Below are 22,054 nucleotides of genomic sequence, written 5' to 3'. Positions count from 1 at the left end.
CTCAAATCAGTAAAGTCGGCCCTTGGCCGTGTTGAATGCGAGCGCCACCGGCTGACCTGGCGCATAATTCTGCCCCTCGGATGCGGGGATGCGGAGCTGGACGGGTTGAGCGGATGCCGGGCTGGCGATGTGCAGCACGCGGTCGAGCCCGTGATAGGCAATGTCGGAGATCTTGCCGCGCAGGCCGTCGCCGGATGACGAAATCGACATGTGTTCAGGTCGCATGGCAAGCGTTGCCTTACCTTTGGGATGAATGCCGGGCATCGGAAATGTTGTGCCATCGGCGGTGAATCGGCCCTCGCCATCCACTTCGCCATCGATAAAGTTCATGATGCCGATGAAGTTTGCCACGAAACGATCGGATGGCGTTTCGTAGATTTCTTCCGGAGTGCCGACCTGCAAGAGCTTGCCATCCCTCAGGATCGCCATGCGATCGGCCATCACCAGCGCCTCTTCCTGGTCGTGGGTGACGATGATGAAGGTGATGCCGGCTTCATGCTGCAGGCGCTTGAGTTCGAGTTGCATGCGTTCGCGCAGCTTCTTGTCCAGCGCGCCGAGCGGCTCGTCCAGCAGTAGTACCTTGGGTCGCTTGACAAGCGCACGAGCGAGCGCCACGCGCTGCTTCTGGCCTCCGGAGAGTTGCTCCGGTTTGCGATCGGCGAAGTTCGTCAGATCGGTTGAGGCAAGCGTTTCGTCAACGCGGCGTTTGATTTCGGCCTTCGCCAGGCCTTCCATCTCCAGCCCGTAGTTGAGGTTCTGGCGAACCGTCATATGCGGAAACAGGGCGTAAGACTGGAACATCAGGTTGAGTGGCCGCTTTTCCGGGGGCAGCGGCGAGATATCCTTGCCTGACAGCAGGATACGGCCAGAGTTGGGGCTCTCGAAGCCAGCCAGCATTCTCAGAAGGGTGGTCTTGCCGCAACCGGAAGGGCCGAGCAGGGCGAAGAACTCGTTTTCCTTGATATCGATGCTGACATTGTCGACTGCGGTCACCGGTCCGAAGTTCTTGGCGACGGCATCGATCTTCAGCAATGGCTGGGGATTGGTGGTGGTATTCATGAAAACTGTTCCCGGTTCAGCCATTGGGAAATGAGCAGAGCGGTGGCGCTGACGCCCATGACGAGGGTTGCAAGTGCGTTGATCTCCGGCGTCACGCCGAAGCGGATCATCGAATAGATCTGCATCGGCAGCGTGATCGAGGAGCGGCCGGCACCGGCGGTGAAGAAGGCGATGATGAACTCGTCGACCGAGAGCGTGAAGGACAGCAGCGCCCCTGCAATGATTGCCGGCAGAATGACCGGAAAAGTCACTCGCCAGAATGTCGTCCAGGCCGAGCCGCCGAGATCGCGCGAGGCCTCGACGATCGAATAGTCGAAGTTCTTGAGCCGCGCGCGGACGACCGAGCAGACGAAGGCGAGATCGAAGACCACATGGCTTATGACGATCGTATGCAACCCGAGCGTCAGATTCAGCCGCGACAAGAAACTGAGCAACGCAACTGCCAACACAATGTCCGGGATGACCATCGGGGCGAAGGCAAGTGCTTCCAACGAATTGGATTTCCGCCGCCTTGCTTCCATTCCTAGCGCCAGCATCGTTCCCAGCACTGTCGAGATGAGGGTGGCGAATATGGCGACGACAAGCGTGTTCCAGGCGGCGCGCAGGATTTCGCTATTGCCGAACAGTGATACATACCATTTGGTAGAGAAACCGGACCAAGTGGTCGGCAGGCCCGATGCATTGAATGAAAGCAGCACGAGTACCGCAATCGGCAGGTAGAGGAAGCCGAAGACCAGCACCAGCGTCAGCCGGCCGTAGAGTTTTTCACGGGTCTTACGCATCTTCGCGTGCTCCCTTGGTCTCGCCCGAGGCATGCGACGTCGCGCGCGCCTGCAGGAGAAGCAGCACGATCATGATGGCGATCAGCGTCATGCCAAGTGCTGCGCCGAACGGCCAGTCATTGGCCGTAAGGAACTGATCGTAGACGAGGTTGCCGATCATCTGGAACCGCCCACCGCCGAGAAGCGCCGGAGTGACGAAATTGCCGATCGACAGCACGAAGACGAAGACGCCTCCAGCTGCGACGCCGGGCAGTGTCAGTGGCAAGGTGACCCGCCAGAAGGTCCGCATCGGGCCGGCGCCGAGGTCGCGTGAGGCTTCCATCAGTTCCGGATTGAGGCGGCTGAGCGTCGAATAGATCGCCAGGATCACGAAGGGCAGGTAGTTATAGACGAGGCCGGTGATGACGGCGCCCTCTGTGTAAAGCAGCGAAAGGGGTTCGCCGGTATAACCCAGCCATTTCAGCAGATTGTTGAACAGGCCCTCCCGATTGAGCAGCACGATCCAGGCGTAGGTGCGGATCAGGTAGTTGCTCCAGAACGGCAGGACGGCGAAGAACAGCAGGATCGGCTGCCAAGTTCGCGGCGCCCGCGCAATCGCATAGGCGGCGGGATAGGCAATAAGAATGGCAATCAGCGTGGTGGTCAGCGCAATCCGCGCGGAGTTCAGAAAGATCTTCGCATAAAGCGGATCGACGACGCGCTGGAAGTTCTCGAACGTCAAGACATAGTCGATGCCCCCGAACATACCGCGCTGGAAAAATGCATAGGCCAGCACCAATATGCAGGGCAGCACCATGAAGATGATGAGCCAGGCGATGGCCGGGGCGGCAAGCCAGTTCGGTTTGGTGGCGTTAAAGGACATGCTTTGCTGGGTTCTGTTTGTTGGCGCATCTCCACGAGTCATCCTCGGGCTTGACCCGAGGATCCAAGGTCTAATGATGCGTTGGGTGTGTGTGGTTCCTAGGGTCAAGCCCGAGGATGACTCGTTGATTGTTTTGTGCGGTGTCCTGACCCCGCGGTTGCGGGGCCGGCTAGATCGCCAAGGACGCTTAGTTGGCAGCCTTGATTTCGCTGACGGCGCGGGAGTAGTCCTTCATGCTCGCGCCGAGATCGCGCAGCAGTTCGTACTTCGCCAATTCCGCCGGGCTCATCGCCATGTTCGGATATTGCTTGGCAAGCGCCGGATCGAGGCTTTCCATCGCCGGCTTGTTCGGAACCTTGTAGAGGATGTTCTGGGCGGCCCAGGCATGGTTCTTGGCGTCGAGAATGAAGTCGACGAACTTCATTGCGGCGTCCTTGTGCTCGGAATTCTTCATCACCACGATCGTATCGACCCAGAGATCCGAACCTTCCTTGGGCACTACGTACTTGATGTCCTTGTTCTCGGTGATGCCGTAGTTGCACCAGCCATCCCAAGCCTGAACGAGCTGTGCTTCACCGGAAACGAGCTTCGAAAAGAAGGTCGTATCGTCATAGGCGAGCAGTGTCTTCTTGGCTTCGATCAGGACGTTCTTGGCTTGCTCGATCTTGGCCGGATCTTTTTCGTTGACGGAATAGCCGAGCGACAGAAGGCCTGCGGCCATCAGCCAACGGTCGGTCGCCAGCATGGTTGTCTTGCCCTTGAGCGCAGCATCAGGTTTCAGGAGGCTGTTCCAGCTGTCGACCGGCGTCTTGACGAGGTCCGACCGATAGCAGAGGCCGGTGCTACCCCAGGTATAGGGAACCGAATAAGCATTGCCGGGATCGTAAGCCAGCGCGGCAGCTTCCGGATAAAGGTTCTTGATGTTCGGGATTGCCGCGTGGTCGAGCGGCTCGACCATGCCCTGACCGTTCAGGATCTCGGCGAAGGGCGAGGAAACGAACACCACGTCGTAGCCCTTGCCCTGGCTGGCCATGAGCTTGCCCATGATTTCTTCGTTGGTGGCGTGATTGACAACCTCGATGGTCAACCCTGTCGCTGCCTTGAAGCTGTCGGCGATGTCCTTCGCCATGTAGCCGTCCCAGTTAGAAATGACGAGGTCGGCGGCGTTGGATGCGGCTGCGCTCAGCGACAGGCCTGCAACCGCAGTTGCTAGGGCAAGAGCGCGCGCGGTACTGCGGCACAAGGAAATGGTCACGAAAATTCTCCCATGGCTGTCGCCGTCGACCGGGAGGTCGCGGCGGTGCAAAACCTTTATTGCCAGCGGCATGCCTAAGAGCAGCCGGCCGTCTGGCCTATATTTCTTGTTCCCAAGCGGTTTGCCGGTGTTCGGTCTTTGTGATCCGCTTCTGGATGACAGTATTATTTATAAAAAAAATACGTCAACTGTGAATCTGCATGAACCAAGTTTTTTTCTCGTTGGTCTTGCGTTGGGACTATGAAGAAGGCAGCATGAGCGTGAGTTCTAAGCTTGGGAATGTTTGTCCGAAATGGAAGAAATCACCAGCAAGGTTCGGCAGAGGCATGTCGAACTCGCGCAAAAAATACTGGACTATGCTATTGAGCGGGGGGTCCCACTGGGTGGCCGCCTGACTGAACAAACGCTCGCATCCCATTGCAATGTATCGCGAACTCCGATCAGGAAAGCGCTTCAGTTTCTTGCTGAACGGCAGATCGTGGCGCCGGAGCCTGAGGGTGGGTTTCAATTGGCGATCGAGCCGGCGTCTTTCCCGGGGCTGGAGGACGAGGCTGCACCAGCGGAAGAAACTGAGCTTTACAACGCCATTCTTCGCGATATTTCGGCCGGTCGCATCGGCGATTCACAGACAGTCGCCAGTCTGCAGCGCCGCTATGCTGCTTCCCGCAGCGCCGTACAAAATGCGCTGATGAAACTGGCCGAGGAGAATCTGGCCGAGCGTGCACCGGGCCAGCAATGGCTGATCAAGCAATTTGCCATATCGGGCGATGCGGTCGCCAAAAGCTACGAATTCCGACTGGCCTGCGAACCGCTGGCATTGACCATGCCCGGTTTCCGGCGCGATGCAGCCGCGCTGATGTCGTTGCGGCAATCGATGGAGATCCTGCGCAGCATGAATGAGTCCGACTTTGACCAAAAGCTGTTCGAGCGGACCGATTACGATTTCCACATGTTGATTGCGCGAGGGTCCGGAAACCCATTCATGTCCGAAGCGCTGGTGACGCATCATCGTCGGCGCAAGAGTTCACAACCCGCAATGCATATCAACGCGTTCCGGCTGATGCAGTCCAATCTTGAGCATATCCAGATCCTCGAGCAGATCGAGCGCGAGCAGTTCGATCTTGCCGCCGACCTGCTGCGTGTGCATATCCAGATGTCCCATTTCGAGCGACCGCGCCTGGCCGGGCGTGGCGTGCCGATTGCATTCCGTATCGCCGGTTAGAAAGTTCATGACCTGAATGACCAAGCAGAAAGTCATAGCCCTGTTTCCCGAGGCCAGTTACGGCGCGGCGCTGAACTGCATCGGTATTGCGCAGCAGTTGCGCGGGCAGGGCGCCCGGCCAGTGTTCATCTGCCATGAGAATTTTCGCGGTGTCTTCAGCGAGTACGGTTTTGCTGAATACAGCCTTGCTTCCGGCGCAGGCGACGGTCAAGTTGACTGGAACGCCTTCATCAACCGCCACAAGGGTGCTTTCCAGCAGTCGCCGCTCGAGCAGATTTCGAGCTATGTCGCGCCTACCTGGGATGCGATCGTCGACACCGCAATCCGTGCGGAAGAGCCGCTCAAACGGTTGATCGCACAGATCCGCCCGGACGCGATCGTGCTCGACAACGTCGTGATGTTTCCGGCAGTCGCCAATGCGGGTGTTCCGTGGGTGAGGGTGGTTTCCTGTGCCGAAACGGAGATACCGGATCCGTTGGTGCCGCCTTACCTATCGGGTTGCGGTGCGAAGAAGGGTGCGGACTGGGACGTTTTCGAGGCGCGCTATGCTCGGGAAGTCGCGCCCGCGCACCGGCGGTTCAACGGTTTCCTCGCGGAATGTAGCCTCAAGCCATATCCAGCCGGGCAATTTCTGGAAGCGTCCAGCCATCTCAATTTGTTGCTATCTCCGGAAATCGTCCGCTTCGAGCGCAAGCAACCGCTTGATCCCCAGAAGTTCGTCTATCTCGACGGCTGCGTACGCAACGAAGCCCCCTATCCAATGCCGGTATTCGCCGCCGGCAATGACAAGCCGCTGGTGCTCACCAGTTTCGGCAGCCTGGGTGCCATGGATGTGGCGATGATCAGGCGAATGATCTCGGTTTTTGCCACGCTGCCCTTCCGTTTCATCGTCAACGCGGGGCCGTGGCGTGATGACTACAGCCATATTCCTGATAATGTTCTGCTGGAGAGCTGGTTTCCCCAGCCGTCCGTGGTGGAGAAGTCCACCGTCTTCATCCATCACGGCGGCAACAACTCTTTTTGCGAGGCACTCTACTACGGCGTGCCGTCACTGGTGATGCCCTATTGCTGGGATGGTCACGACAATGCCCGGCGTGCGGAGGAGACCGGCACCGGCCTCAAGCTCGACCGCTATCGCTGGATGGAAACAGAGCTTGCGGATGCAATTGCGTCTTTGGCCGGTGATAAGGCGATGCATACGCGTCTGAAGGACAACAGTCTTCGAATGCAGGCCGCTGCCGGTGTTTCGAAGGCGGCAAAGACCATTCTCGACCTTCTCTGAAAGGGTATTCAATATGCAGGACAAGCTTTTCATCGACGGCAAGTGGGTTGCTCCGGTCGCTGGGGGTGTACTTGATGTCACCGATCCTGCGACTGAAGAAGTGTTCCACAAGATCCCGGCGGCGACTGTGCCCGACGTAGACAAGGCGGTGAAGGCTGCCCGCGAGGCGTTCGACAACGGACCATGGCCGAAGATGAAGGGTTCGGAACGGGCACGTATTCTGCGCGCGATTGCCGACAAGATCGTCGAAAAGAAGGATTTCCTTGCGCGGCTCGAAGTGCGTGATAATGGCAAGCCGCTGCCTGAAGCAGCTTGGGACATGGATGACGTTGCCGGCTGCTTTCGGTTCTATGCCGAGCTGGCTGAAGAATCCGATGGAAAGCCGGACGAGGTAATTCCGCTTGGCGATGCACGGTTCAATTCCAGGGTGATCCGCGAACCGCTTGGTGTGGTCGGCGCGATCACGCCCTGGAACTATCCGCTGCTGATGGTTTCCTGGAAGGTTGCACCTGCGCTCGCCGCAGGCTGCACGGTGGTGCTGAAACCCTCGGAACTCGCCTCGCTGACCACTCTGGAACTCGGTGCCATTGCTGAGGAAGTCGGTCTGCCGAACGGCGTTCTCAATATTGTCACCGGATTGGGACAGGATGCGGGGGCAGCGATTACCGAACATCCGCTGATTGACAAGCTGGCTTTCACCGGCTCAGTCGCGACTGGCCGCAAGGTGATGATCGCGGGCGCTCAGGATATCAAGAATGTCAGCCTCGAGCTTGGCGGCAAGTCGCCCTTCGTGGTGTTTGCCGACAGCGATATCGAGGAAGCCGTTGAATGGATCATGTTCGGCATCTTCTGGAACCAGGGGCAGGTCTGTTCGGCAACTTCCAGAGTGCTGATTGAAGAGCCAATTTACGGCAAGGTGCTGGCCCGGCTTGTCGAGGAAGCGAAAAAGATCAGGATCGGCAACGGCTTGGATGACGGCACGTTGCTTGGCCCGATCATTTCGCGCGGCCAGTACGACAAGATTCTTGCCGCCATCGAGCGTGGCAAGGCTGAAGGCGCCAAGGTCGCCGCCGGCGGCCAGCGCCCGGCAGAGCTCAATACAGGCTACTTTATCGAACCCACGGTGCTGACCGACATGAGCGAGGACGCCTGGGTCTGGAAGGAAGAGATCTTCGGGCCAGTGGTTTGCGTCAAGCCGTTCAAGAACGAAGCGGACGCAATCCGAATGGCCAATGACAGCAAGTACGGCCTCGCGGCCGCAGTCATGTCGAAGGACCTGGCACGCGCAGAGCGTGTTGCCCGTGCGTTTCGAGCCGGCATCGTCTGGATCAATTGCTCGCAGCCGACCTTCACCGATGCGCCATGGGGTGGCTACAAGCAGTCGGGCACCGGTCGTGAACTCGGCCGCTGGGGATTCGAAAACTATCTGGAGGTCAAGCAGATCACCGGGTTTGCGAGCGACGAGCCTTGGGGCTGGTACATCAAGTAGCTAGATCGCAACCTTGTCAAAAGCCATACGCGCCTCGCGGATCTGATCGTGATGCCTTGCCGACCAGTCGACCAGTGCCACGAGCGGTTTCATGAAGGAGTGGCCGAGATCAGTGAGTGCATATTCTACGGCAGGCGGCTGGGTCGGGTAGACGGTGCGGTTGACATAACCATCGCGCTGCAGGTCCCGTAGTGTCTGGGTCAACATGCGCTGGGAAATATCAGGAACGCGTCGGCGCAGTTCACCGAAGCGCTGCGGTCCATCCATCAGTTCCAGCATCATCAAGATGCTCCATTTGCCGCTTATCTGATCCATGACGTCGCGCACTGGGCAATTGGCGGCGGTGAAGCCGTATTTCTCGAACGCTTCAGTACGTGATTTCGGCATGCCGATCTTCTGCATTTCATTCATGGGTGGTTCCTTCGAGGTAACCAGGCAACAAAAAACTGCCGTCTTTACAAACGTTATTCCGTCTCTAGATAAGAGTAGGTCTCGAAAAGAGACCATATCTCAATTGTCGAATTTCGCAAGGCGATCGCCTGCTCGAAAGGAACGGAACCATGTCCCAGAAACTTCTCGTCACCGGTGCTTCAGGCCACCTTGGTCGCCTCGTTCTCGATGATCTGCTTGCTCGTGGCGTTGCGGCAGGCGACATTATCGCGACCACCCGCGAGGTCTCGAAACTTGCCGACTATGCCGCCAAAGGCATCGACGTGCGGAAGGCGGACTACAACGATCCTGCAAGCCTTCAAGTGGCCTTCAAGAGCGCTGACCGACTCGTATTGATTTCCACGGATGCGCTCGACGACAAGGGAACCCGCATCAAGCAGCATCGGGACGCCGTAGCTGCGGCGAAGACTGCAGGTGTCAAGCACATCATCTACACGTCACTGCCGAATGTGGAGACGTCAAAGGTGATTTTCGCAGCCGACCACCGGCTTACGGAAGAGGCAATTGAAGCGACCGGGCTCGGCTACACCTTCCTGCGCAACACCTGGTATCAGGAAAATCTCTTGAGGAACCTGCCGCAGGTGCTTGCCACAGGACAGTGGTACACATCCGCCGCCGATGGCAGGATCGCCCATGTGGCGCGGGCAGACTGCGCCGCAGCGATTGGGGCAGTGCTCGCTTCGGGCGTCTCGGAGAAAGCGACCTATACCCTGACGGGCAGTGAGGCTCGCACGACTGCGGAAATTGCGGCGCTGGTGACCGAAGTAACTGGCCGGAAGATCGACGTGATCCAGTTGACGGATGAGCAGCTTGCCGATGGCATGAAGGCCGCAGGCGTCCCAGGCTTTCTCATTCCGACCCTTGTCAGCTTCGAAGTGGCTGCTCGTGCCGGCGATCTATCCGCCCGGACGGAAGACGTGGAAAAGCTGACTGGCAAGAGGCCCACGCCGTTGCGAGCATTCCTCGAAGCCAACAAATCCGCCTTGCTTAGCTAGTTTTCCGTCGAAGTAAGGGCACGACTGTAAGCAGCGCAAGAACACCTGAGATGGACGTCAGCGCATAAAGCCAGAAGGCGGCGGTCATGCCGCCTTCAATGCCGCCCGGCGTGACCAGGCCGGCCGAATTTGCAATTACGCCGGCGATGGCCGAACCGAAGGCGGCTGCGAGCGACGGGACCAGATTTATGGCTGCCGTCGCCTTGTCAGCCTCCGGTCCTTCGGAGAGGGTCATCACCATGGATACAAGATGTGCCCAGCCAAGGCCGATACCGACACCCATGCCGAAGAGCAGTATGCAAACAGCTGTCAGGATGCCGATGTCGGCGTGAGGGTTGTCACGACTGATTGCAAATGCCAGGCAGGTCATCGAGGCAAAGAGCACGATCGGGCCGAACAGAATGGCGCGCCGGGCGCGCTCCCCCTGCCATGATGCTGTCCACATGCCGGCGACGGCCCAACCTGTCGCTACCAGCGCCACAATATAGCCGGCGACCAGTGGCGGTGTGGCGTGCATGGTCTGCAGGAAGTAAGGGATGTAGATATCCGAATTCAGCCCAATGATCAGCAGGAACATTGCCAGATAGGCCTGGGCCAACGGATGGGTGAAGACCGTCGCCAGTCGGGGCAGTAACCTCGATTCGGACCGTCTCTCGCAGAGCACGAGCGCGACCAGCGATGCAATGCCGCCCATCACGAGCGCAATGCGCATTACCGTGCCCTCGACATTGCCAGCATAGGACATAGTCAGGATGCCGGCGAGGATGAGCAGGATCTGGATGCCGGGCAGGGCCTGCTTTTCCCGCTCGTCCTCTCCAGGCGGCAAGAAGTATGGCGCGAGCAGGGCCATCAGCACCGCCAATGGAATGAGAATGAAGAAGGCCCAGCGCCACGCGCTGTCATGGGCAAACCAGCCGCCCAGCGTCGGCCCCAACAGGGTCGAAACGCCCCAAAGTGCGCTATAGAAGGCCGAAGCAGCATTCTGCATACCTTCCGGATAGACGAAGCGGATGAAGGAATAGGCGAGCGTGACCAGCAATCCGGCGCCAAAACCCTGTACGAAACGTCCGATCAGCACGACGACCATCGATGGCGCCAACCCGACGATCAGGCAGCCGAGCGCGAAGATCAGGGTGCCGATGACATAGACCTGCCGAAGGGTAACGCCTGCCGGCCGAATGACTATGGCGACGCCGCCGAGCACAAGAGCGGCAACGAACAGCGATGTGGTCCAGGCCAACAGGCCAAGACCACCAATATCGCGTACCATGGACGGCATCAGGCTGGCGGTGACGTAGAACTCCAGCGCCTCCAAACCGACGCCCGCGCCCAATAGCAGCGTCGCACCAAGCCATTTGCGGTGAAAGAGTGAACGTATTCCGTAGGCGGGCTGCTGGTCTGTCGTGCTCATGTGTCACATTCGGCTGACTTTTCTGTCGCACTGTTAGGAACTATTTCGGCGTCCGACGCAATGCCCTCAATGCGTGTTGACGTCGATCAGTTCGCTATTCGTATTCGGCTCCGTCGCTCTCGGGCTCACGCCTCCTGGCTCAAGCCGTGAGCGGCTTATCCTTCAGGCGGTTTGCAAGGCGGCAGATATGTGCAGCTCCTATGCCACAGCAGCCACCGATCACAGTTGCACCCGCCCGGGCCCAGCGGGCGGCAAAATCGGTATAGGCGTCCGCAGTGAGATCATCCCGCGTTGAATGCAAAGTCTCGTTTGCGGCGCCGTCGTCGCTTTCGGTTTCGAACGCATTGGCGTAGACGCCCAGTTCAAGCCGGGACTTCGCCGCATCGCGAATACGTGCTGCCGTAGCGATGGCGGCTTCCATAACCTCCGGCTTGCTGCAGTTGAACAGCAATACAGCCACGCCCGCGCGCACCGCCCATTCGGCGGCGTCTGCGACCAGTTCGCCCGAGCGCAGCCGGGAGGTTTGGTTTTCGATCCCTTCGTCGCTGTCATCGAGCGTAAAGGAAATCCAGAGCGGCTTCCGAGTGTCTGATACCGCCGTCCGGACGGCTTCCGCTTCTGCTATGAGGCTCAGCGTTTCGCCAAGCCAGACATCGATATGCGGCTGAAGTCCAGCCACGAGCACGCTCAAATAGTCCTGAACCCGATTAGGATCAAACAGCTCCGGCTCATAGGAGCCGAAGATCGGGGGCAGGGAACCAGCGACCGTTGCTTTGCGATCGGAAACGGCATCGGCGGCTTGACGTGCCAGCTTGCCGGACAGGTCGATCAGGGCAGGCCCTTCAGTGCGGAAACGCTCTTCGCCAATGTGGAACGGCACCAATGCATAGCTGTTGGTGGTGACGATATCAGCGCCCGCTGCGATGAATTCGGTATGGACCTGCCTGACAATGTCGGGAGAGTTCACCAGTGCCAGCGCCGACCATTCGGGCTGTCTGAGTTCTGCACCCAGACGCACGAGTTCGCGGCTCATGCCGCCATCAAGTATTCGGATATCTGCCATGATCATCCCTCCAGAGCCGTGTCGGTTTATCAAGGCTGATCGCGGCCTACAACCTTCAGTTATGGTTGTGTTTGCTTTTTGCGCAAGTAAACGGATAAGTATATGCAATATAAGTAAATATAGACGGTATGAATAAAATATGCTGTTATCGCCGAAAGGCTTGGCGATGACCTTAAGCGCTGGCCCCATATGAGCAGCACTGGGTACAAGCAGCGGTTTTATGCTGCCAAACAGGCAGCATTTGGTTGTGTGGTAACTCCGCTCCGATGACGTTCAGCAAACCCACGCAAGATCTTCACCAATATTGCGCACAGAGATCGAGGGGACAAATATATGCCGACACATAGGTTTTCTTCCAATACAACAGTGGGCCAGGATACTGTCGCAGATGATGAAAAATGGATCGTGGATCCCGGTGTGACGATCGATGTAGCCGACGACAATGCATTCTTCGGGGGTAAGGAATTCACCAACAATACTTTTAAAATTGAAGGCACTGTGCAGACGACCGGTGCCTTCAATACGTTTTACCTTCTCGCGAGCCGCAGTTGGGTCACTGTTGTTGCAGGTGGTGAAATCGACTCGATCAAAAGTGCAGTGTACACGCGCGGCGACAAGGCAACGCTGATCAACAACGGTGTGATCGATGCGGTCGAGTTCGGAGCGAGGTTCCTGGGCGATGACGGACACATCAACAACTCTGGCTCGATTACGTCAGTTGGAACTGCGGTCGGCATCAACGGTGTGAATGGCGAAGTCGAGAACTCTGGAACATTGAGCGGTCGGGTCGGCGTCTCCAACAATGCCCCGTCGGGTGTGTTTGATCTCCTCAATAGCGGTACTATCGAAGGCACGAAATACGCCGTTGTCGGCGGCAATGCGCGCGAAACACTGGTCAATGAGGGGCAGATCATTGGCGACGTTTATCTGCGCAATGACAACGATACGTTTATTTCCCGTGGGGGAACCGTGACCGGTAGTATTTCCGGAGGCAATGGGGACGACACCTATCGTATCGACCAGGCTGGGTTCACGCTCGTCGAACTGGATGGAGGTGGCACCGATAATGTCGTCAGCTCGGTGACATATACACTGGCGGCCTTTTTCGAGGAACTGACACTCTCAGGCACCGATGTTATCGACGGCACAGGCAACGAGTTGCGCAACGTCATCACCGGCAATGAAGCCAGGAATATCCTGAATGGCCTCGGCGGTGGGGACAGAATCTCAGGCGACAAGGGTAACGACAAGCTCATCGGCGACGTCGGCAACGACAGACTAGACGGTGGAGAGGGTGGCGACCGGCTCAGCGGCGGCGTGGGTAGAGATATGCTGTTGGGAGGAAGCGGAATTGATCGAATATTCGGTGGAGTTGGTAACGACAGGATTACCGGCGGTACCGGAGACGATGTGCAGACTGGTGGAGCGGGGGGCGATACTTTCATATTCGCCGATGGTTTCGGCAAGGACACGATCAATGACTTCGCCGCGAGGGGCGCGAACCACGATCGGATCGACTTCCGCGCGGTGAGCGCCTTCTCGGATTATGCCGATGTCAGACACAACATGCACCGCGTTGGCGCCGACGTCGTCATTTCAGACGGTCTAAACGAGATCGTCCTGAAAGATACCAAGGTGTCCGAGCTCTTCGCCGGTGACTTTCTGTTCTGACGTGCTTGAAGTGCACGAGCGACCAATCTCCGATTGCGGCATGCTCATGCTGCGGCAAAAAAGTCGAGGAGTTCGAACGGATGGAATAGCCCGCTTCGTTGAACTTTTGACGTGATCATGTGTTCCTATGAGAGGTGACAACTGAAGGAGGCGTTCGTCATGGAAAGGATCAATACGGTAAGTGGGACAGGGCCCGTTTACGTGGACAATCAACCCATCGGTCACTGTGCGTTCGAGATCAATGTTTACAAGGACAGCACCGGTCGGATCACCGGCCGTGGGCATGTGATGGGCGAATCCGGTCTTCTCGGCAAGATCTACTATGGCCAGAACGTGGAGATCTCGAAGAGCGAGGAAGGGGAGCGTTTCAGGCTGTCGACAGGAGACTGGTCGCAGGGCGACAGAAAAATCGAGGTCGAAACGGGGCCGGATATTCACAACTGACATCCTTTCCCCGCCGAGGGCACTTCCAGCCTTGATCTTCCCTGACAGGTTGAGAGGCGGGTCGGTTTGCTTGCTTCTCACTTGCCGAAGCGCGATGTGGAGTGGACTCTGGAAGTGATCGAAAAAATGGTCGCTGCAAAAACTCGACGACCCTTTCTGTGATGCAATACTTCTTGCGGTTGATCCAAATAGTGCCCATCTGGGGAAGACCTGCAGCGCGATCTCTGCTAGTTAGGGGCGCCGCGACAACGGTTTCCGTCGATCGTTTTGCCAGAGGATGAAGGTATTTTCAGCGTTTTGAAGACAATCCGGTTCAGGAAATCGCGTATCGATGCTCTCGAGCTCGGTGCGATGCAGGCCGTGTTTGTTTTCCTTTTTGCACTGGTCTGTGCCGGTGTAGGTCTGGCGGACAATCGCGCCGCCTCGAGTTCTAGCGGTATCTCGGCCGCCATCCAGCCGGCCCATTCCGCAATGCCTTCAAACAACGACGCTACGCGGGCGGTTCTTGTTGGGGATCGGCGTCAAGGGGCGAAACTGCGTTGGAGCGGCCCGCTGGATGCATTCTTGCCGGCGCGGTTCGAAGCTTCCAAAGACGTAGCCGGAGGGCTACCCGTCCGAATTGGATTGATTTCAGAAATACATTTTGCAAGTTCTTCTGATTTTCAGGCGCGCGCGCCGCCTCGCTTGACCAGCTGACTCTCATCACTCGGAGCATCTCTCCGAGATTGGTCAACGCGTACTCGCCAGCTGTCGCAGCAGTGCGGGCATGCCGTGCATCTAGGAATATGTTGGTATGAAAAACTCCCGTTGGACGGTGGGTGCTTATCTCGTCGTCATTCTGATCGGATTGCTCGTCGCACTTCCGAACATCGTCTCGAATTCAACGCTTGAACGCTGGCCGTCTTGGCTGCCTGACAAGAAAGTGTCGCTCGGTCTGGACCTCAGGGGTGGATCGCACCTCGTGCTTGAGGTCGACCGTGCCGAGCTCGAAAAGGAATGGCTGCAAAACCTGATTCAGGAAGCGCGCGGCGCAATGCGCTCAGCCGGGGTCGAAACAACCTCCATTCGCCGCGACAACAATGTCGTGGTCGTGACGCTGAAGAACGCGGCGAAGCGCGACCAGGCAATTACAGAACTTGGTAAGCTCTCCACCCAGGTCACATCAGGCGTGGCAACGCCGGCAGCCGACCTAGATATAGCGGCAAGAGGCGCAAATACCGTATCCATCAAACCGTCTGAGGCCGGCATCGCGCACCGCATGAGCGGTGCGGTGGATCAGAGCCTCGAAATCATTCGCCAGCGCGTCGATCAGGTCGGCGTTGCCGAACCGACAATCCAGCGCGTCGGTGCAGATCGCGTCCTGGTGCAGTTGCCGGGCGAACAGGATCCGTCAAACCTTCGGGCGCTGCTTGGCTCGACGGCGAAAATGAGCTTTCACATGCTCGGGCAGGAGGGTGCGCGCGGCGTGTCCATGCTCAAGGACGAGGAGGGCCGTACATATCCCATCGAGGATCGTGCCCAGCTTTCCGGCGATCGCCTTACCGATGCCCGTGTTTCCTTCGATCCGAACAACAACCAGCCGGTCGTGAGCTTTCGCTTCGATCAGGCCGGCGCGTCGCGGTTCGCGGAAATCACCCGCCAGAATGTCGGAAATCCCTTTGCGATCGTCCTTGATGGCAAGGTGCTGAGCGCTCCCGTTATCCAGGAACCTATCACTGCTGGCTCAGGACAGATCTCCGGTTCGTTCTCGGTTACCGAGGCCAACACTTTGGCAGCACTTCTTCGTGCTGGCGCTCTGCCTGCCAAACTGACAGTCATAGAGGAACGCACCGTTGGCGCCGACCTCGGCAGCGATGCGATCGAAATGGGCATCTATACCGGCCTTGCAGGCTTCGGCCTCGTTGTTGCCTTCATCCTGGCGCTTTACGGGGCGTGGGGACTGCTGGCCGTTCTGGCGCTTGCGCTCAACGTCGTGCTCACATTCGCTGGCCTCACATTGGTGGGCGCAACGCTGACATTGCCGGGCATCGCCGGGATCGTGCTCGGCATTGGCCTAGCGGTCGATGCAAACGTGCTGATCAATGAACGCATTCGAGAGGAAGTTCGCAAGGGCAGAAGTGCGTTTGCTGCCATCGATGTCGGTTTCAGCAAGGCCTATTCCACCATCATCGACAGCAATGTAACGGCGTTGATCGCCACAGTGCTGCTCTTCTGGTTCGGCTCCGGACCCGTGCGCGGATTTGCAGTTACCATGGGGTTGGGCATCGCGATTTCGATGTTTACAGCCGTATCGGTGGTTCGCGTCGTGATGATCTTCATCGCGGGCCGCTACAAGCTGAAAAGCATCAACATCAAACCGTTGTTGCCGTTGCGGCTGATCCCGGATGGTACGACGATCGACTTCATGAAGGCGCGCCTGTTCGGTATCGGCATCTCGGCCTTCCTGTCGATTTCCTCGGTCGTTCTCTTCTTCACGCCCGGCCTGAACTACGGCGTCGATTTTCGCGGCGGCATCCAGATCGAGGTGTCGACCGAGAAAGCAGCCGACCTTGCCGCATTCCGAACCGGATTGGACGGTCTTGGCCTGGGTGAGGTGGCGCTGCAGGAGTTCGGCGATCAGAACCACATTCTGCTGCGCGTAGAACGTCAGCCGGGACCAGAGACTGCCCAAACGGAAGCAGTGCAGAAGCTCAAGACCGAAATCGCCAAGATCGACGCGACATCAAAGATTGAACGCACCGAGGTGGTTGGGCCGAAGGTGAGTGGCGAACTGGCCACGGCAGGCATTCTGTCCGTGATCCTCGCCAGTCTCGCGATGCTGATCTACATCTGGGCGCGTTTCGAATGGCCGTTTGCGGTTGGCGCCATAGCCACGCTAATTCTCGACGTGACAAAAACGGTTGGCTTCTTTGCTCTCACCGGGCTGGATTTCAACCTCACGGCCATTGCCGCACTGCTGACGCTGGTGGGATACTCCGTCAACGACAAGGTCGTGGTCTATGACCGGATGCGGGAGAACATGAGACTGTACAAGGCCATGCCGTTCCGCGATCTGATCAATCTCTCTATCAACGAAACTCTGGCGCGCAGTCTCTACACGTCGGGCACAGCGTTCCTGGCCTTGTTGCCAATGGCAATCTGGGGCGGCAGCGCTGTCGAGAGTTTTGCTGTGCCGATGGTGTTCGGTATCTTCATCGCGGCTTCGTCGTCGGTGTTCATCGCCGCTCCCATCTTGCTGTTCCTTGGCGATTGGCGGACACGCCGCCGGAAGGCAGCCGAGCTCAGGGCCGAAGCCCAGCCAGAACCGGCGTAAGCGGACTTCGGATAAACTCACATGCAGGCGACGCCCGTCGAATTCATTTCCCGGGCGTTGCCGCCATTGTCGACCGCGGCAACCACTTTGGTTTGCCAGGAGTCGAGATCGATCTGGAGTTGTGGGTCAGGCCAGCGATACTGATGACCCAGAACAGACGGCGCAAGATGCGAATTTCCCCCTGTGTTGCCGTAACGCCCTTGATTGCAAGTTTTTTTTGATATTCTAATATTGAGCGCATACGCTTGATTGGCTTGAGATTCGGAGCCAGAGTGCGGATGTCGGCGATTTCTGCATCGGATGTCGTTCTACCATTGGTTCGAGTACGAGGAACAAACATCAGCGAACGATTTGGAATTGAGCAGTAGTTTTAAGGGGGAAACGAATGACCAATTACCGTGAATTTGCATGCGTGACCGCGGTCGCGCTTCTACTTGGAACAAACACAATGGCTGCAGACGTTTCTCCGCTGCTGGTGCCCAGCCAGGAGCCGGCGGAAGTGCAAGACGCCTGGTCGTTTGCGGTCTCGCCCTACTTCTGGGCTGCAGGCATGTCGGGAAAGACCAAACAGTTCGGCCTGCCCACCGTCAAAATCGACGCAGATTTTGGTGATATCTTCAACAATCTGGATTTTGCTTTCATGGCCGCTGCTGAGGCGCGCTACGACCGCTACAGCGTCATCGGCGATTTCATGTATGTGAAACTGTCTGCGGACGGCCATACTCCATTCGGAGTTGTTGCGAACGATGTTGATGTCGACAGCACAACATTCGCGGGACTGCTCGGCGCAGGCTATGCAATTGTCGACGACCCTTCCGCGCGCCTCGATATTGTCGGCGGTGTCAAAGTGTGGTCGGTCGACACATCACTTTCGTTCAACGGTGGCCTTCTCAATGGACGCCAGGCTGACGACAGCGCCACTTGGGTGGATGCGATGGTCGGCTTGCGCGGCAAGTATAATATAACGCCAGAGTGGTTCCTGTCGGGTTGGGGGCTGGTCGGTGCTGGTGGTGCAGATATCGATTGGGATGTCGCTGCGGCCGTAGGCTACCAGTTCAACGATACGGTTTCAGCAATTGCTGGATATCGAGCTGTCGGCGTTGACTATCGCAACGACGGCTTCGTCTTTGACGCCGTGCAACAGGGACCGATCTTGGGTGTAACCATGAGGTTCTAAGTTGAATTCATACTCTGCCGGCACGTGCACTTTGCGCTCGGGCCAAGGAGTAAATCCGCTCTCTTCATCAAGGCGGATTTTTGTGATCGCTTAGGAATTTTGTGCAGGTCAATTGTAAAGAGCCGTTCGGTCGCCACCAAGCGGCTCTTTTGTTTGGTATCTTGTTAACGCGATGAATGCCCCAGCCTTAGCCAGGCCTGTCCTTCAACCAACGTCCGATGGTCGTTCCCAGCCCATCGTGATAAGCGGCCGGACGTTCAGAGCGTCTCCGGTCAAAACTCTCTCTTTGGCTTTCAACGCGCGTCATGTAATGATCAAGGTCGCTGATCTCGATGAAAGTCGCGGAATTTGGCCTCTCCGCATTGACTACCTCGGCAATTGCGAGATGTTCCTCCGCACTGGTGAGATAATCCGCGCTCCCGTATATAAGCAAAGTGTCGATTTTCAATTTGGCCCATAGTGCGGGCAAATCGAGCGCGGCAATTTGTTGCAGATAGACATCCGCGGTGGGAATTTGCATTTCTTCTTTACATTCCGGCCGAAGCTGAACGATATCTTCTCTCGCGTCTCTTTCAATTAGAAGACGATGCATACACCACTGCTTGACCTGCATTTGGCGACCCAACGCCTCCGGTGCGGTGCCGGCAAGTTTCAGCTGACGTCTGCGGTTGATCAATTCGTATTCGAACCATGTCGTCCCGACGGTCTCCATCGCCACGATTGCTCTGACCGGGGCTTGTGCTGCTACGAGAGGTCCCACAATTCCACCAATGCTGTGTCCGACGATAAAAACCCTGTCGGGATCAACATAGGGCTTGCTCTTCAATTCGTTCAGGCCTCCGATATAACCGCGCTTTTCTGCATCCAGATCAATCGTCGCGCAGGGCGGGCCTTCACTGTCGCCCATGCCGCTCTTTTCAACCCGCATGGTCACAAAGCCCTGTCGCGTCAACGATGAAAGCAGTTGACGATAGACTTCTTGGTCGTCGAGCGGAGACTCCATGCTGTAACAGCCGATGCCCCCGACGAACAGGACAGCGGGAAACCGTGTCGCCTCTCTCGGACGTGTCGTGATGGTGCGCCTCTTGGTGCCGTCTACTACGACTGCCTCATAGATCGTTTCAAAATCGCTCGACTTCTCCAGGGGCAGTCCAATCAAAGGGACGTCTTTCGAAATTGGATGACCGTCGCGCAGGAGGCTTATCTTGAGAACATCCCCCTCGCGTTTCGGCTTTATCGCCGCAATAACGTCTTCTTGCGAGCTGATCTCTTTACCATCCACTGAGACAACCATATCGCCGGAACGCAAGTCCGCGTCAGACGCGCTCGAGTTCTCGATCACATGATCCACGCGCACGGCGGGCCCACCGCTGGTTTCTTTGCTTTCGACAGTCTTCATAGCGATGCCCAAAAAGGGGCGGCGTGCCAACTCCTTGGCTTCCGCCGGCAATGCATAAGTCAGGCACGAAACCAACATCAAAGCAAAAAAACGTAGCATTATATTTCCTCAGGATTCTGCGCTTGAAAAGCAGGACGAAACGGTGGCTCGATTTATTTGAATAGCTTTTGTTTTGTTCGTGAGTGGTTTCCGGTCCCGTGCTGCAATCCGGATAGATTGCAGCTGATTGAAGCCGATCTAAACGGTCTTCCGCATCCTACGCCTGCTGCGCTCTTGAAATTCGCCGCATGGCTGCGATACTCCCCTCAAGGAGCCAAAACGATGACGCATCACTTGCGAATTCTGGCTGCGTTGCTGACACTGATACTCATCAGTGCCGGCCTGGCTGACGACGGGCGCTGGTATGCTGGGGCTTACTCCTTCTCCGACGAGCTTGGCGGCTTCCGTATAGTGTCAGTCACAGGCTCAGGTACACAAGCCGATCCGATCGAAATCAACGAGGAACTCTACTCGGCCAACCCCGTTACTCTGGTGATCAGAGCAGCAAAACCAATTCGACCTAACACGTCTGCAGTAGGTGCCTTCCACGTACGCGTTGTCGCTCGGAACAGTAGCGGATTGGCCTGGATCGAGTTCGAATTCGAGCTTGAGGAAATTCTCGGTAAACCAAGCGACTTTTATGACGGTCTGTCATTTGGTCAGGCCAACCCCAATCCAAACTTCATTTTGTCCAACCGGTTTGCCCGTTTCGAGAACCGCTTCGAGAGATTTGATCGGCTACGCTTCAGCAGCGGCCACGCTAATCCCCTAGACCGAACAGTATTTGGCTTTTTTATCACTGACGTCACGCCGGATAACGAGTTCTACCTGGTGCAGGACCCGCACATACCTTTCTCCTGAGGTACGTGTCATGGCGGAAACGCGGTCCCAAAGACCGCTTCGCCTTGATCCTATCGGTATATGCGTGATACCTTAAATAGAGCGCAAGGACTTATGGAGCCGCCGCAGTAGCGGCGAAACATGGGATGAGACTTGTCAGCACTTTATTTCTGGGAATTTTGTTTGGGATCTCGACCGCCGCGGCGGGGCCGTTGCATGACGCGGCCAGAGATGGCGACAGTGCGCGCGCGGTCCAAGCGATAGACAAGGGGGCAGCGATTGCCGAACCGGACGAAACCGGCGAGCCGCCGCTGCTTATTGCTGCGCTTGCCGGGCACAAGGATATCGTGGTGCTCCTCCTCGACAGAGGTGCCGACATAGAAATTCGAAACAAGGGTGGCCTAACAGCGCTTCATGCTGCTGCCTACGGCGGCCATCTCGATATTGTCGAGCTGCTGATATCGAAAGGTGCTGTCATCAACGACGAAAAGAACTTCTACCACATGTCGCCGCTGCACGCCGCGGCCGAGGAAGGTCATGCCGACATCGTCGCCTTCCTGCTCGCCAACAAAGCGGACATTGAAGCGAAGGAACGCAACGGCTACACGCCGCTGACACAAGCCGGGTGGCGCTCCCATTGGGACGCAGCCGTCATATTGTTGAGGGCCGGCGCTGTTTGCCAGAAAGAGGAACTCGTCGGCGAGTGGCTCTACGGCGAATGCATGAAACGGAAATAGAACGTCCTGGCCCACAAGGAGGGATGGATCATGTTACATCGAAGGAAGTCAGGTCTTGCAGCGTCCGTCATCGCTGGGGCAGTGATCGTCTTCGCGTTTGCTCCTGCTGCAATGGCCGAAGACCTCGTGAATACCGGTTATTTCGGAGACGTTGCGATCAAAGGCTATGATCCGGTGGCATACTTCACCGATAACAAGGCCGTCGAGGGCTCGCCGGCCCATACGTATCGATGGTTGGGTGCTGAATGGCATTTCGCAAGCGCCAAGAATCGCGATCTCTTCATCGCAAATCCGGGCAAGTATGCCCCTCAATATGGGGGGTATTGCGCAGATGGCGTATCGTTCGGCACGGTCACGACCAACATCGATCCCCAGGCATGGCGGATCATCGATGACAAGCTCTATCTGAGTTACGATCCCGGTGCCGCCGATGGGTTCGAGAAGAAGCCGAGCAAGGTCGTTGATTCCAAGAAACACTGGTCGGAGGTCCAGAGCACGCTGATTTCCGACAAGCTGCAAAAAGACTGGCAACATGCGTCGGCAGACTGATTGTCATGGGGTCGA

19 protein-coding genes are annotated in these 22,054 nt (G+C 57.3%); 11 read left to right on the top strand and 8 right to left on the bottom strand.

Features of this window, described 5'->3' with window-relative positions; translation table 11 throughout:
• Positions 1 to 6: 6 nt before the first annotated feature.
• The 4 genes from JJB09_RS13610 to JJB09_RS13595 form a co-directional block, all read right to left on the bottom strand.
• Positions 7 to 1,059, bottom strand: a complete 1,053-nt coding sequence (locus JJB09_RS13610; RefSeq protein ID WP_246748704.1) for an ABC transporter ATP-binding protein — start codon at positions 1,057 to 1,059, stop codon at positions 7 to 9.
• Positions 1,056 to 1,841: an ABC transporter permease gene (locus JJB09_RS13605; protein ID WP_201658848.1), complete on the bottom strand. Its 786-nt coding sequence runs from the start codon at positions 1,839 to 1,841 to the stop codon at positions 1,056 to 1,058. The genes JJB09_RS13610 and JJB09_RS13605 overlap by 4 nt, the downstream gene beginning before the upstream one ends.
• Positions 1,834 to 2,703, bottom strand: coding sequence for an ABC transporter permease (locus JJB09_RS13600; protein WP_201658845.1), 870 nt, complete (start codon positions 2,701 to 2,703; stop codon positions 1,834 to 1,836). The genes JJB09_RS13605 and JJB09_RS13600 overlap by 8 nt, the downstream gene beginning before the upstream one ends.
• A 187-nt stretch (positions 2,704 to 2,890) precedes the next feature.
• The gene (locus JJB09_RS13595; protein WP_343229022.1) at positions 2,891 to 3,958 is read right to left on the bottom strand and encodes a polyamine ABC transporter substrate-binding protein; all 1,068 of its coding nucleotides are present in this window, start codon (positions 3,956 to 3,958) and stop codon (positions 2,891 to 2,893) included.
• A 292-nt stretch (positions 3,959 to 4,250) separates the two neighbouring features.
• Between JJB09_RS13595 and JJB09_RS13590 the strand changes: the two genes are divergently transcribed.
• Genes JJB09_RS13590 through JJB09_RS13580 form a run of 3 tightly spaced genes read left to right on the top strand, consistent with a single transcriptional unit; the run spans position 4,251 to position 7,951 of the window.
• The gene (locus JJB09_RS13590; RefSeq protein WP_201658839.1) at positions 4,251 to 5,180 is read left to right on the top strand and encodes a GntR family transcriptional regulator; all 930 of its coding nucleotides are present in this window, start codon (positions 4,251 to 4,253) and stop codon (positions 5,178 to 5,180) included.
• A 16-nt stretch (positions 5,181 to 5,196) separates the two neighbouring features.
• Entirely contained in the window at positions 5,197 to 6,462 is a 1,266-nt protein-coding gene (locus JJB09_RS13585; RefSeq protein ID WP_201658837.1) for a glycosyltransferase, read from the top strand.
• Positions 6,463 to 6,475: 13 nt separating this feature from the next.
• Positions 6,476 to 7,951: an aldehyde dehydrogenase family protein gene (locus JJB09_RS13580; protein WP_201658834.1), complete on the top strand. Its 1,476-nt coding sequence runs from the start codon at positions 6,476 to 6,478 to the stop codon at positions 7,949 to 7,951.
• Here the strand turns inward: JJB09_RS13580 and JJB09_RS13575 are convergent, their stop codons facing one another.
• Positions 7,952 to 8,338 (bottom strand): winged helix-turn-helix transcriptional regulator, encoded by a 387-nt coding sequence (locus JJB09_RS13575; RefSeq protein ID WP_246748717.1) that lies wholly within the window; start codon positions 8,336 to 8,338, stop codon positions 7,952 to 7,954. It abuts the gene before it with no gap.
• Positions 8,339 to 8,511: 173 nt separating this feature from the next.
• Here JJB09_RS13575 and JJB09_RS13570 point away from each other — a divergent pair, with 173 nt between their 5' ends.
• Entirely contained in the window at positions 8,512 to 9,396 is an 885-nt protein-coding gene (locus JJB09_RS13570; RefSeq protein WP_201658831.1) for an SDR family oxidoreductase, read from the top strand.
• On the opposite strand, the gene JJB09_RS13565 is transcribed toward JJB09_RS13570, so the two are convergent.
• Both JJB09_RS13565 and JJB09_RS13560 read right to left on the bottom strand, forming a co-directional pair.
• Positions 9,389 to 10,807, bottom strand: coding sequence for an MFS transporter (locus JJB09_RS13565; protein WP_201658828.1), 1,419 nt, complete (start codon positions 10,805 to 10,807; stop codon positions 9,389 to 9,391). The two genes, JJB09_RS13570 and JJB09_RS13565, sit on opposite strands and share 8 nt — an antisense overlap.
• Positions 10,808 to 10,946: 139 nt before the next feature.
• Entirely contained in the window at positions 10,947 to 11,870 is a 924-nt protein-coding gene (locus JJB09_RS13560; protein ID WP_201658825.1) for a homocysteine S-methyltransferase family protein, read from the bottom strand.
• 333 nt (positions 11,871 to 12,203) lie between these two features.
• Here JJB09_RS13560 and JJB09_RS13555 point away from each other — a divergent pair, with 333 nt between their 5' ends.
• From JJB09_RS13555 to JJB09_RS13540, 4 genes are all read left to right on the top strand, one after another.
• Complete coding sequence (locus tag JJB09_RS13555) at positions 12,204 to 13,541, top strand: calcium-binding protein (RefSeq protein ID WP_201658822.1); 1,338 nt, start codon at positions 12,204 to 12,206, stop codon at positions 13,539 to 13,541.
• Between the two features lie 159 nt (positions 13,542 to 13,700).
• The gene (locus tag JJB09_RS13550; RefSeq protein WP_201658818.1) at positions 13,701 to 13,985 is read left to right on the top strand and encodes a hypothetical protein; all 285 of its coding nucleotides are present in this window, start codon (positions 13,701 to 13,703) and stop codon (positions 13,983 to 13,985) included.
• 793 nt (positions 13,986 to 14,778) lie between these two features.
• On the top strand, positions 14,779 to 17,298 hold the full coding sequence (gene secD, locus JJB09_RS13545) for a protein translocase subunit SecD (protein WP_201658815.1): 2,520 nt from the start codon (positions 14,779 to 14,781) through the stop codon (positions 17,296 to 17,298).
• Between the two features lie 448 nt (positions 17,299 to 17,746).
• Entirely contained in the window at positions 17,747 to 18,475 is a 729-nt protein-coding gene (locus JJB09_RS13540) for a hypothetical protein (protein WP_246748703.1), read from the top strand.
• A 187-nt stretch (positions 18,476 to 18,662) separates the two neighbouring features.
• Here the strand turns inward: JJB09_RS13540 and JJB09_RS13535 are convergent, their stop codons facing one another.
• Positions 18,663 to 19,973 (bottom strand): alpha/beta fold hydrolase, encoded by a 1,311-nt coding sequence (locus JJB09_RS13535; RefSeq protein ID WP_201658808.1) that lies wholly within the window; start codon positions 19,971 to 19,973, stop codon positions 18,663 to 18,665.
• 222 nt (positions 19,974 to 20,195) lie between these two features.
• Here JJB09_RS13535 and JJB09_RS13530 point away from each other — a divergent pair, with 222 nt between their 5' ends.
• The 3 genes from JJB09_RS13530 to JJB09_RS13520 all read left to right on the top strand — a co-directional run bounded on the left by JJB09_RS13530 (position 20,196) and on the right by JJB09_RS13520 (position 22,039).
• Entirely contained in the window at positions 20,196 to 20,774 is a 579-nt protein-coding gene (locus tag JJB09_RS13530; protein ID WP_201658805.1) for a hypothetical protein, read from the top strand.
• Between the two features lie 125 nt (positions 20,775 to 20,899).
• Complete coding sequence (locus JJB09_RS13525; protein ID WP_201658802.1) at positions 20,900 to 21,490, top strand: ankyrin repeat domain-containing protein; 591 nt, start codon at positions 20,900 to 20,902, stop codon at positions 21,488 to 21,490.
• 30 nt (positions 21,491 to 21,520) lie between these two features.
• Complete coding sequence (locus tag JJB09_RS13520) at positions 21,521 to 22,039, top strand: YHS domain-containing (seleno)protein (RefSeq protein ID WP_201658799.1); 519 nt, start codon at positions 21,521 to 21,523, stop codon at positions 22,037 to 22,039.
• The last annotated feature ends 15 nt before the right edge of the window (positions 22,040 to 22,054 follow it).

The sequence above is a fragment of the Phytoamicus setariae genome (assembly GCF_016722925.1).
GTDB classification, from domain to species: Bacteria; Pseudomonadota; Alphaproteobacteria; order Rhizobiales; family Rhizobiaceae; genus Rhizobium_E; species Rhizobium_E setariae.
Note: the sequence above shows the minus strand (reverse complement) of the source record. Positions and strands in the feature narration are given on the sequence as shown.